The following is an 11597-nucleotide window of genomic DNA, read 5'->3' as shown; positions in this document are numbered from 1 at the left end:
TATCCGCATATCATGCCGGGGATGTATTACACCGCGACGGGGACGAATTCCTGCGCCTCGGCGCATCGCTGGCTGCGCGATCTGATGTTCGCGCAGGGTGGGTTCGCGGAGATGGACGTGCTGGCGGGCGAGGTGCCGGCTGGGGCGGATGGGCTGCTGTTTCACCCGTATTTGCAGGGTGAGCGCGCACCCTATTGGGACCCGCTGCTGCGCGGGGATTTCATCGGGCTGACGATTTCCCACACGCGGGCGCATTTCGCGCGCGCGCTCTATGAGGGGATTGCGTTTTCGATCAGGGATCTGCTGGAGGCGGCACGCGGGCTGGGGCTGGAATTTGGGGTGATACGGCTGATGGGCGGCGGGGCGCGCAGCGCAACCTGGCGCAGGATCATCGCTGATGTGACCGGGCTGGTGGTGGAGCGGACCGAGGCGGGCGATGCCTCGTTTGGCGCGGCGATGGTGGCGGGGGTTGGCGTGGGGATGTTTGCCTCACCCGAGGAGGCGGTGGCGCGCTGCGTGCGGCTGGTGGACAGCGTGGCGCCCGAGCCGGTGGTGCATGCGATGTATGGCCGGTTGTTCCGGATTTACAAAGATGCGCAGGCCGGGCTGGTGGAGGTTAACCACCGGCTCTGGGATGTGGGGTGACGCTCCACGTGGAGCGTTTGTGAGATTTTTGGTGGAAGTGGTTGGTTTTGCTGGTGAATTTTTTGCTTGCACCCCAGTTTGGGCGGGTTTGGTACGGAAAAGGAATGATTTTGCGGGTCAGGCCGCGGTGCCGCCGACCGTGAGGCCGGACATTTTCATGGTCGGCTGGCCCACGCCCACGGGCACGCCCTGGCCGTTTTTGCCGCAGGTGCCGATACCGGGGTCCAGCTCCATGTCGTTGCCGATCATCTCCACCTTGGTCAGCGCGTCCGGCCCGTTGCCGATGAGGGTGGCACCTTTCACCGGGGCGGTGATTTTGCCGTCCTCGATCATGTAGGCCTCGGAGGCGGAGAAGACGAATTTGCCGGAGGTGATGTCCACCTGGCCGCCGCCGAAGTTGACGGCGTAGAGGCCGCGCTTGATGCTCTTTATCATATCCTCCTTGTTCGCCGCGCCGCCGAGCATGATGGTGTTGGTCATGCGCGGCATGGGGGCGTGGGCATAGGATTCGCGCCGCCCGTTGCCGGTGGGGCGCATGTTCATCAGCCGGGCGTTCTGGCGGTCCTGCAGGAAGCCAGTGAGGATGCCGTCTTCGATTAAGACGGTGCGCGAGGTGGGGGTGCCTTCGTCGTCAATCGTCAACGAGCCGCGGCGGTTGGGGATGGTGCCGTCGTCAATCACGGTCACGCCTTTGGAGGCGATGCGGCTGCCCATGAGCCCGGCGAAGGCGGAGGTCTGCTTGCGGTTGAAGTCCCCCTCCAGCCCGTGGCCGATGGCCTCATGCAGCAGGATGCCGGGCCAGCCGGCGCCCAGAACCACGGGCATTTCACCGGCGGGGGCTGGGATGCTCTCAAGGTTCATGGCGGCCTGGCGGATGGCCTCATGCACCGCGCCCTGCCAGTAGGCGGGGGCGATGAGCGGCGCGTAGGAGGTGCGCCCGCCCGCGCCATGGGAGCCGGATTCACGCCGGCCGTTGTGTTCCAGCACGACGGAGATGTTGAGGCGGACCAGGGGGCGAAGGTCGGCCAGGCGGGTGGCGTCGGCGCGGATGATCTCGATGGCCTGCCATTCACCCGCGATGGAGGCCATGACCTGGATGACCCGCGGGTCAGCCGCGCGGGCGAAGGAGTCAATCTCCTGGAGCAGCCCGGCGCGGGTGGAAAACGGCATTTCGGCCAGCGGGTTGAGCCCGGCGTAAAGCGGTGTGGGGGCCGCGGCGGGCCCGGCGGCGGTGGCGGAATGTTCCAGCGATTTGGCGGCCTTGATGGTGGCGGCGGCGCGGGCCAGGGCTTCATCGGTGATCTCGCCGGCATGGGCGTAGTAGCTGGCCTCGCCCAGCACCGCGCGCAGGCCAAAGCCGCGCCGGGTATCAAAACTGGCGGCGCGGATGCGGCCATCCTCCAGGCTGATGGATTCGGACTCCCGGTATTCGAGGAACAGCTCGCCGTCGTCCGCGCCATCGGTCGCGGTGGCGATGTGGCGGGCGGCGGTGTGCGGGTCCAGCCCGTTGGTGCCGTGGAAAAGGGTGGCGGCGGTGGTCAGGGCTTCGGACAATTTATTCTGCTCCAACGGCAAGGGATGGGCTGAGGCGGTGTTGCGCGGTGGCGCCGCGCAGGCCGTGGCGGGCCAGGGTGGTGGCGCCGAACAGCAGCACGGCGTTGAGTTCGTGGACATAGCCCAGCTCGGGCGCGGCCAGGATAAGGGTGGTCATCCCGAGCAGGTATTGCAACGCCACCAGGGCGGCGACGAGGAGAAAATTGTCGCGTAGGGCCGGGGGCAGCGGCGCGCGCAGGCCGAGGATGGCGGTGGCGAGCACGGTGAGCGCGGTGATGGTGGCCAGCAGCCGGTGGCAGAATTGCACGGTGGCCTGGTTGGCGATGAAGTTCCACCAGAGCGGCTGGAAGGTGAGGAAGCCTTTGGGGATCCACTGGCCGTCCATGGTGGGGAAGGTGTTGAACACGGTGATGGCATTGGTGGTGGCGACCAGCGCGCCATAAAACATGGTGAGGAGGATGAGGGCGAGGCTGGCGCTGGTGAGGCGGCGCAGCAGGGCGGCGCCGGGCAGATGCGCGGGTGTGGGGGTGCGGATGCTCAGCCCGGTCCAGAGCAGGGCGAAGAGGACCAGCATGGCGGAGATGAGGTGCGGCCCGGCCCAGGCGGGCGGCGGCGAGAGCACGCCGGGATACATGCCGGTTTGCACCATGTACCAGCCATAGGTGGCCTGGCCTGCGCCGGCCAGGAAGATGGCGCCGAGCCAGAGTTTGAGGCGCCGCGAGAGCTGCCCGGTGGACCAGAAATAAACGAAGGGGATGATGAAGGTGAGGGCGATGAGCCGGCCCCAGCAACGGTCAAGGAACATGGGCCAGAACAGCGCCTTGTAGGCGGCGAGGCTGATGGGGTGGGACTGGAAGAGCGCGGTTTTTTGGTAGAGGCCGAAGAGGTAGGACCAATCAGCCGCGGTCATCGGCGGGATGAAGCCGGTGATCGGCCGCCAGACCTGGATGGAGAAACCCGCGTTGATGGTGCGCGCGTGGCCGCCGCCGATGACCATGCCAAAGATCATGCAGGCGAGCAGGATGAGCCAGTTGCCGACTTGTTTATTCTGGCGCGTGGCCGCCCCGCCTGCCCCCTGTGTGGTGCTCATGCCGTGGCGCCGCGCAGCCGGTGCAGCAGCAGGATGCAGGCGGTGAGGAGCAGCACCGCGTTCATCTGATGGGCGACGCCGAGGTCGATCATTTTGGAGACCAGGGCGCTGACGCCCAGGGTGAATTGCAGCAGCACCAGGCAGGCGATGGTGAGCCCGGCGTCGCGGATCGGGGCGCCGGCGTTGCTGCGCAGGGCCTTGGTGGCGGTGATGAGCAGCGCCAGCGTGGTGAGGGTGGCCAGGGCCTGGTGGTTGAAGAGGATGGTCGCCTGGTCGGAGAGGAAGCTGGTGTGGGGGTAGCCCGGCGGGGGCATGCCGATGCCGATGGATTTCGCGGGGTCGAACACCGAGATGGCATGCGTGCCCGAGACGAAGGTGCCCGCGAACATGGTGCAGAACAGCAGCAATATGGCCAGCATGGTCAGGCGTTGCAGGCCTCGCTGCTCGAAGGGGGCGGTGGGCGTGGGGTGGCGGACGGTGAGCGCGGTCCAGAGGACCGAGACATAGAGGACCATGGCGGCGGAGAAATGCAGCGAGAGGCGCCAGGGCTCAACCGCCGTGCTGCCCGCGAAGAAGCCCGAGGAGACCATGAACCAGCCGATGGCGCCTTGCAGCCCGCCCATGACGAAGAGCAGGAGCAGCCAGGGGATCAACCGTTTTTCAAGCCGGCCGGTGAGGGCGAAGACGATGAGGGGCAGGAGCAGGACAACGCCCATGAGGCGGCCCCAGAGGCGATGGATGTATTCCGGCCAGAAGAGGGTTTTGAAGCCGGCGAGATCCATGCCTTTGTGCAGGATCTGGTACTGGGAGATGGTTTGGTATTTGGCGAAGAGGGCGTTCCAGGCGGCGGTGCTCATGGGCGGGAGCGCGCCGATGATGGGGTCCCAGTTCATGATGGAGAGGCCTGAGCCGGTCTCGCGCGTGTAGCCGCCGATGCCGACCATGATCCAGATCATGAAACAGAGGAGGTAGAGCCAGGCGGAGACAAGGGGGCGGCTGGTTTGGCCGGCGGCGGTGGCGGCGCTGGATTTGGACAAGCTCAGGCTCCTGTTGGGCGCGGTGGTACGGGCGGCATATAGGGCGTGGCGGCGTAATTCGCCAGCAGCGGGGGGTGGATTCAGCCCTTTTGGATGACCAGGAGCCAGCTGCCGTCGGGCTGTTCGAGCAGGTCCAGCGGGTCGTGGCCCTGGTCAGCCGCGGCGCGCGGGACGTTGGCCAGTGGATCGGCGCCCTTGAGGCGCACCAGCAGGATCTCGCCGGTCTGCATTGTGTCGAGCGCCAGACGGGTGCGAACGAAGGTCATGGGGCAGGTTTCGGCTGTGATGTCGATGGCTTTATGGTGCGCGGGGAGGCTTGTTATCATCATACTGTCTCTCGCAAGGCTGGACCGGAGAAAAAACTTGGGCCACAAGGCAGATGATGGATATAAGCATCGAGCGCCTGTGCATAGAGAACGGGCTGAAGATGACAGGCCCGCGCCGGGTGATCGCGCGCGTGCTGTCCGAGGCGACCGACCACCCGGATGTCGATGAGTTGCATCGGCGGGCGAACAAGGTTGACGCGCGGATCTCTTTGGCGACCGTGTACCGGACCGTGCGTCTGCTGGAAGCCAAGGGCATTCTGGCGCGGCGGGACCTGGGCGGGAAACGCGCGCGCTATGAACCGACCCAGGAGCGGACGCATTTTCATCTGGTTGACCAGGAAAGCGGCATGGTGCTGGAGTTTGCCTCGCCCCAGGCCGAGGCGCTGCTGCGCGATGTGGCCCGGATGCAGGGGTTTGAGGTCGATATTATTAAAATCGAGCTATTTGGCCGGCGGATAAAAAAATGAATGAAAGTATCAGGCCGGAATCGCCTCGCGTTGCCACGGGCGGCGCGGCGCCAGGTTTTGCTGAATTGCGCGCGGGGAACCTCGGCGTGCGGCTGGCGGCCACGCCAGGCGAGCTGGATGCCGCGCTGGCGCTGCGCTACCGCGTGTTTTACGAGGAGATGGGCGCGCAGGCGGATGCCGTGGCGGTGGCGGCGCGGCGCGACAGCGACGAGTTTGACGCGCTGGCGGACCATCTGCTGGTGATCGACCATGACCGGGGCGAGGGCGCGGCCGGGGTGGTGGGAACGTACCGGTTGATCCGCGAGGAGGCGGCGGCGAAGATTGGCCGGTTCTACAGCCAGGCCGAGTATGATATTTCAGCACTGCAGAGCTTCCCGGGACGCAAGCTGGAGCTGGGGCGCAGCTGCACGGATGTGGCGTATCGCTCGCGCGCGGTGCTGCAGCTGCTTTGGCGGGGGATCGCGGCCTATGTTTTCCATCATGGCATAGATATAATGTTCGGTTGCGCCTCGCTGAGCGGGACGGACCCGGACGCGGTGGCGCTGGAGCTGACGTATCTGGCCACGCACCATTTGGCGCCCGAGGCGATACGCCCGCGCGCGCTGCCCGGACGCTATGTGGAAATGCGCCGCTGCGACCCGGCCGCGCTGGACGCCAGGCAGGCATTGCTGCGCCTGCCGCCGCTGGTAAAAGGCTATCTGCGGCTGGGCGGGTTTGTGGGGGACGGGGCGGTGATCGACCACCAGTTCAACACCACCGACATTGCCGTGGTGGTGCAGACGGATCTGGTGACAGATAAATATTACCGGCATTACGAGCGCGAAGCGCGTTGAGGCCTGTGCTGAGCAGGCGGCTTTGGGGGATGGTTGATGGCTGACGACGATTTGAATGTGCCGGATTCGCTGCTGCCGTATGATGAGTGGACGCAGGAAGCGTTGCGCCATGTGGTGGTGAGCGCCTTGCGCCATGCGGCGGCCGAGGGGCTGCCGGGCGGGCATCATTTCTACATTACGTTCAAGACCGCGTATCCGGGGGTGAAGATCCCCGAGCGGCTGCGCGCGCAGTATCCCGACGAGATGACCATCGTGCTGCAGCACCAGTTCCATAGCCTGAGCGTGGACGAGCAGGGAACGGAGATGAATGTGGGGCTCGCCTTTGGCGGGGTGCCGAGTATTCTGACCATCCCGCTGGCGGCGATTACCAGCTTTGCCGACCCGGAAGTGCGCTTTGGCCTGCATTTTGAGGTTGCGGTGCCGGAGCCGATCAAGGTCGCGGATATACCGGCGCCGGAGGGTGATGATGTGCCCTCGCGCCCCAATGACGGGCCAGCCGATGTGGTGAGCCTGGATGCCTTCCGGAAGAGACAGAAAGATTCCTGAGAGATGAACGTGACAACGCAGCTGAAACCAGGGTTTGCCTATTCGCCGATGCTCCCGCTGGGGGAGGATACGACGCAGTATCGCAGGTTGGATATCGGGGGCGTGTCCACCATCGAGGTGGACGGCAAGACGGTGCTGAAGGTGAGTCCGGAGGCGCTGAGCGAACTTGCGTTCGCGGCGTTTCATGATGTTTCGCATTTGCTGCGCCCGGCGCATCTGGCGCAACTGGCGAAGATTTTGCGGGACCCGGAGGCGTCTGAGAACGACCGCTACGTGGCGATGGAGTTTTTGAAGAACGCCTCGATTGCCGCCGGCGGGGTTTTGCCGATGTGCCAGGATACCGGCACGGCGCTGGTGTTCGGCAAGAAGGGCCAGCGGGTCTGGGTGGAAGGCGATGAGGAAGAGGCGCTGAGCTGGGGGGTGCACCGCACCTATACCGAGACCAACCTGCGTTATTCGCAGATGGCGCCGCTTGGCATGTATGATGAGGTGAACACCGGCAATAATCTGCCGGTGCAGTTTGATATCATGGCCGCACCTGGCGAGCACCATGCCGATGAGTTTCATCTGATGTTCATCGCCAAGGGCGGGGGATCGGCCAACAAGACGTATCTGTACCAGGAGACACGGGCGGTGCTGACGCCTGAGAAGCTTCTGGCCTTCATCGAGGCGAAGACCAAGACGCTGGGGACCTCGGCCTGCCCGCCGTATCATCTCTCCATCGTCATCGGCGGCACTTCGGCCGAGATGAACCTGAAGACGGTGAAGCTGGGCTCGACGAAATATCTGGATGCGCTGCCGACACAGGGCAGCAGGCTTGGCCACGCCTTCCGCGATGTGGAGATGGAAGCGCGCGTGCTGGAGATGACCCAGCGCATCGGCATCGGCGCGCAGTTTGGCGGCAAGTATTTCTGCCATGATGTGCGGGTGATCCGCCTGCCGCGGCACGGCGCGAGCCTGCCGATCGGCATTGGTGTTTCGTGTTCGGCGGACCGGCAGATTAAAGCCAAGATCACGAAGGATGGCGTGTTTCTGGAGCAGCTTGAGACCGACCCGGCGAAGTATTTGCCGGAGGTGACCGAGGCGCATCTGGGCGGCGAGGTGGTGGCGATTGATCTGAACCAGCCGATGGCCGGGATTTTGGCGGAATTGACGAAACACCCGATCAAGACCCGGGTGGCGCTGAGCGGCACGATTGTGGTGGCGCGCGATATCGCCCATGCCAAGCTGAAGGAACGGCTCGACCGTGGCGAGGGCATGCCTGATTATATGAAGAACCATCCGGTGTATTACGCCGGGCCGGCCAAGACCCCCGAAGGAATGGTGACAGGCAGCTTCGGCCCGACCACCGCCGGGCGGATGGATAGCTATGTGGAAGAGTTCCAGGCGGCGGGCGGATCGTTGATCATGCTGGCCAAGGGGAACCGCTCGCGCGCGGTGCGTGATGCGTGCAAGGCGCATGGCGGGTTCTATCTGGGCTCCATCGGCGGGCCGGCGGCGGTTCTGGCGCAGAACAACATCACCAAGGTCGAGGTTCTGGAGTATCCGGAGCTTGGCATGGAGGCGGTCTGGAAAATCGAGGTGAAGGATTTCCCGGCGTTCATCGTGGTGGACGACAAGGGCAATGACTTCTTCAGTGAGCTTGCCTGATGAAATTCACAGTCGACCGTATCGACCATGTGGTGATGACCTGTAACGATCTGACCGAGACGGCGGCCTGGTATCAGCGCGTTCTGGGCATGGAGCGGGAGGAATACGGCGGGAGCAACCGCACGGCGCTGCGCTTTGGGGCGCAGAAGATAAATCTGCACGAGGTGGGGAACGAGGTGTTGCCCCATGCGCGCGAGGCCCGGCCGGGGACGCTGGATTTGTGTTTTGTGATCGCGGTGCGGCCGGAAGACGCGATTGCGCAATTATATGCCTGCGGGGTGCCGGTGGAACGCGGGCCGGTTTCGCGCATCGGCGCGCTGGGGGATATAACCTCGGTTTATTGCCGTGACCCGGATGGCAACCTGATTGAACTTGCCTCGTATATGGGGGATTGATTTCATGGGTGGACACCCATGAAACTATCCGATTTTGGGTATGAATTGCCGCCGGAGCGCATTGCCACGGCGCCCGCCCGCCCGCGTGATTGCGCGCGGCTGCTGCATGTGGCAGGCGAGCTGCGCGACTGGCGGGTGCGCGATCTGCCGGGGCTGCTGCGGCGTGGCGATCTGCTAGTGGTCAACGATACCAGGGTGATACCCGCGCAGCTGAACGCCTATCGCGGCGCGGCGCGGATCGGCATTACGCTGGACCGCCGCCGCGATGATGGCAGCTGGCGGGTTTTGTTGCGCAACGCGCGGCGGGTGAAGGCCGGGGATGTGCTGGTGATTGATCCGCAATTCTCCGCCGAGGTGCTGGAGGTTCTGGAAGGCGGCGCGGCGTTTCTGCGCTTTGTGGCGGATGATTTCTACGCCGCACTGGCGCGCAGCGGGGCGCTGGCGCTGCCGCCCTATATCGCGCGGCCGGAAGGGATTACCGCGCAGGACAAGGCGGATTATCAGACCATGTTCGCGGCGAATGAGGGCGCGGTGGCCGCGCCCACGGCGGGGCTGCATTTTACGCCGGAGCTGGCTGCAAGTTTGGAGGAAGCGGGGGTCGAGATTGTGCGCGTGACCCTGCATGTGGGGGCGGGGACGTTTTTGCCGGTGCGGGTTGAGAATCTGGCGGAGCACAGGATGCATGCGGAGCGCGGCTATGTATCTGCCGCGGCGGCGGCGCGGATTAACGCGGTGCGGGCAGCGGGCGGACGGATTGTGCCGGTGGGAACAACGGCGCTGCGGGTGATTGAATCAGCCGCGGGCGATGATGGTCTGGTGAAATCCTTCGACGGCGAGACGGATATTTTCATTTTGCCGGGGTATAGGTTCAAGGTCGCGGATTTGTTGTTCACGAATTTTCATCTGCCGCATTCCACATTGCTGATGCTGGTTTCGGCCTTCGCGGGGGTGGAGCGGATTCGTGGCGCGTATGCGCATGCGATTGCGGCGGGCTACCGGTTTTATTCCTATGGCGATGCCTGTCTGCTGGAGAAAGCATGAGTTTTTCATTTGATTTGCTGGGCCAGGATGGCGCGGCGCGGGCGGGGATGCTGCATACGGCGCATGGCGATGTGCCGACGCCGACGTTCATGGCGGTGGGAACAGCGGGAACCGTGAAGGCGATGACCGCTGATGCCGTGCGCGCGACGGGCGCGAAGATCGTGCTCGGCAATACTTATCATTTGATGTTGCGGCCGGGCGCGGAGCGGGTGGCGCGGCTCGGCGGGTTGCATAAAATGATGGATTGGCCAGGGCCGATCCTGACAGACTCCGGCGGGTTTCAGGTGATGTCACTCGCCAAACTGCGCAAGATGGATGAGACGGGGGTGACATTCCGCTCACATATCGACGGTTCGGCGCATCATCTGACCCCTGAGCGCTCGATGGAGATTCAGTATCTTCTGGATGCCACGATTACGATGGTGCTTGATGAATGCACCAAATTTCCGGCGACGCATGAGGAGGCAGCAAAATCGATGCGGCTTTCCAGCCGCTGGGCGAAACGCTCAAGGGACGCTTTTGTGGCGCGCGACGGCTATGGGCAGTTCGGCATCGTGCAGGGGAATATCTATAAGGATTTGCGCGAGGAATCAGCCGCGGCGCTGCGGGAGCTGAACTTCGAGGGTTATGCCATCGGCGGGCTGGCGGTGGGTGAGGGCCAGGAGATGATGTATGCGATGCTCGATATCACGGCACCTTTGCTGCCCCAGCAAAAACCGCGCTACTTGATGGGCGTTGGCACGCCTGATGATCTGCTGGGCTCGGTGGCGCGCGGGGTTGATATGTTTGACTGCGTGATGCCGACCCGCGCGGGGCGGACGGCGCGCGGGTTCACCTCGCACGGGGTGTTCAACCTGCGCAATGCGCGGTTTATTGATGACGGCACGCCGCTGGATGAGACTTGCGGCTGTTTGTGCTGCACGCGCCATACGCGGGCGTATCTGCATCATTTGTTCCGCGCGCAGGAGATTCTGGGGCCGATGCTGCTGACAATGCATAATCTCACCTATTATCAACGCCTGATGCAGGATGGGCGGGTGGCGATTCTGGCAGGTAATTACGATGAATATTGCCAAGCCACGCGCGCCGGATGGGAGGAGGCGAAACATGGTTGAGGAACGCTATGCCGGCTTACAGCAACTGGGCAGCGCCACGCAGGCGCCTGATTCGCCCGAGCGCGCGGTGCTGGAGCGGGTGGCGGCGCAGACCGGGGGGAAGGATGTGGTGGTGCGCTTTACCACGCCCGAGTTCACCTCGCTCTGCCCGCTGACGGGGCAGCCGGATTTCGCGCATATCGTGATCGATTATATCCCCGGCGAATGGCTGGTGGAGAGCAAGTCGCTGAAACTGTTTTTCCATAGTTTCAGGAATCATGGCGCGTTTCATGAAGCGTGCACCATGATGATCGCGGACCGGCTGGTGGAGCTGCTGCGCCCGAAATGGTTGCGGATCGGGGCGTACTGGTATCCGCGCGGGGGAATCCCGATTGATGTGTTCTGGCAGAGCGGGACGCCGCCGGAGGGAGCGTGGATCCCCGAGCAGGGTGTGCCGGGGTATCGTGGCCGGGGGTGATGCCGCGCGCGGGGAAAAGGCAGCGATACGCGCGCGGGCGGCAGCGCTGGGGTTTGAGGCGGTGGGGTTTGCCCGCGCGGTGATGCCGCCGGAGCGCCAGGCGGGGTTAAGGGAATTTTTGGCGGCCGGGCGGCATGGCGGCATGGGCTGGATGGCGGCGCGCGCCGATGAGCGGGCGGACCCGCGGGTTTTGTGGCCCGAGGCGATGAGCGTGGTCTCGCTCGGGATTTCCTACGCGCCGGAGGGTGACGCGCTGGCCAGCGTGGGTGCGCCCGGGGTGGGCAATATCTCGGTCTATGCGCGCGGGCGCGATTATCATGATGTGGTGAAGGGAAAGTTGAAGCACCTGGCGCAGTTTATCGCCGCGCGCGGGGCGGGGGTGAAGGTGTTTGTGGACACCGCGCCGGTGATGGAGAAGCCGCTGGCGGCGCTGGCGGGGCT

Annotated in this window: 14 protein-coding genes; 10 read left to right on the top strand and 4 right to left on the bottom strand. The window is 64.4% G+C overall.

Going from position 1 to position 11597, the window contains the following annotated elements:
* The coding region (locus HKL97_RS05520; RefSeq protein ID WP_291423248.1) for an FGGY-family carbohydrate kinase at positions 1-645 on the top strand (645 nt) is incomplete at its 5' end.
* A gap of 117 nt (positions 646-762) precedes the next feature.
* Here HKL97_RS05520 and tldD read toward each other — a convergent pair.
* From tldD to HKL97_RS05500, 4 genes are all read right to left on the bottom strand, one after another.
* Positions 763-2214 carry a metalloprotease TldD gene (gene tldD / locus HKL97_RS05515; protein WP_408820728.1) on the bottom strand — a complete coding sequence of 484 codons (1452 nt, stop codon included), beginning with the start codon at positions 2212-2214 and terminating at the stop codon, positions 763-765.
* Positions 2201-3289, bottom strand: a complete 1089-nt coding sequence (locus HKL97_RS05510) for a COX15/CtaA family protein (protein WP_291423246.1) — start codon at positions 3287-3289, stop codon at positions 2201-2203. The genes tldD and HKL97_RS05510 overlap by 14 nt, the downstream gene beginning before the upstream one ends.
* Entirely contained in the window at positions 3286-4326 is a 1041-nt protein-coding gene (locus HKL97_RS05505) for a COX15/CtaA family protein (protein WP_291423244.1), read from the bottom strand. The genes HKL97_RS05510 and HKL97_RS05505 overlap by 4 nt, the downstream gene beginning before the upstream one ends.
* A gap of 80 nt (positions 4327-4406) precedes the next feature.
* A complete protein-coding gene (locus HKL97_RS05500; protein ID WP_291423242.1) occupies positions 4407-4655 on the bottom strand; it encodes a sulfurtransferase TusA family protein in 249 nt (82 codons plus the stop codon).
* A 53-nt stretch (positions 4656-4708) separates the two neighbouring features.
* Between HKL97_RS05500 and HKL97_RS05495 the strand changes: the two genes are divergently transcribed.
* The 9 genes from HKL97_RS05495 to HKL97_RS05455 all read left to right on the top strand — a co-directional run.
* The gene (locus HKL97_RS05495) at positions 4709-5119 is read left to right on the top strand and encodes a Fur family transcriptional regulator (protein WP_291423251.1); all 411 of its coding nucleotides are present in this window, start codon (positions 4709-4711) and stop codon (positions 5117-5119) included.
* Entirely contained in the window at positions 5116-5952 is an 837-nt protein-coding gene (locus HKL97_RS05490; protein ID WP_291423240.1) for a GNAT family N-acetyltransferase, read from the top strand. Before HKL97_RS05495 ends, HKL97_RS05490 begins: the two co-directional genes overlap by 4 nt.
* 36 nt (positions 5953-5988) lie before the next feature.
* On the top strand, positions 5989-6498 hold the full coding sequence (locus HKL97_RS05485; RefSeq protein ID WP_291423237.1) for an SspB family protein: 510 nt from the start codon (positions 5989-5991) through the stop codon (positions 6496-6498).
* A gap of 3 nt (positions 6499-6501) precedes the next feature.
* The gene (locus HKL97_RS05480) at positions 6502-8148 is read left to right on the top strand and encodes a fumarate hydratase (RefSeq protein WP_291423236.1); all 1647 of its coding nucleotides are present in this window, start codon (positions 6502-6504) and stop codon (positions 8146-8148) included.
* Positions 8148-8543: a VOC family protein gene (locus HKL97_RS05475; RefSeq protein ID WP_291423234.1), complete on the top strand. Its 396-nt coding sequence runs from the start codon at positions 8148-8150 to the stop codon at positions 8541-8543. The genes HKL97_RS05480 and HKL97_RS05475 overlap by 1 nt, the downstream gene beginning before the upstream one ends.
* A gap of 18 nt (positions 8544-8561) precedes the next feature.
* Complete coding sequence (gene queA / locus HKL97_RS05470; protein ID WP_291423232.1) at positions 8562-9584, top strand: tRNA preQ1(34) S-adenosylmethionine ribosyltransferase-isomerase QueA; 1023 nt, start codon at positions 8562-8564, stop codon at positions 9582-9584.
* Entirely contained in the window at positions 9581-10699 is a 1119-nt protein-coding gene (tgt, locus tag HKL97_RS05465) for a tRNA guanosine(34) transglycosylase Tgt (protein ID WP_291423230.1), read from the top strand. The genes queA and tgt overlap by 4 nt, the downstream gene beginning before the upstream one ends.
* Positions 10692-11156, top strand: coding sequence for a preQ(1) synthase (queF, locus tag HKL97_RS05460; protein WP_291423228.1), 465 nt, complete (start codon positions 10692-10694; stop codon positions 11154-11156). The genes tgt and queF overlap by 8 nt, the downstream gene beginning before the upstream one ends.
* The coding region (locus tag HKL97_RS05455) for an epoxyqueuosine reductase (RefSeq protein ID WP_408820726.1) at positions 11128-11597 on the top strand (470 nt) is incomplete at its 3' end. The genes queF and HKL97_RS05455, both read left to right, overlap by 29 nt.

The sequence above is a fragment of the Acidocella sp. genome (genome assembly GCF_013044125.1).
Taxonomy (GTDB): domain Bacteria; phylum Pseudomonadota; class Alphaproteobacteria; order Acetobacterales; family Acetobacteraceae; genus Acidocella.
This window is presented reverse-complemented; position numbering and strand designations above follow the sequence as displayed.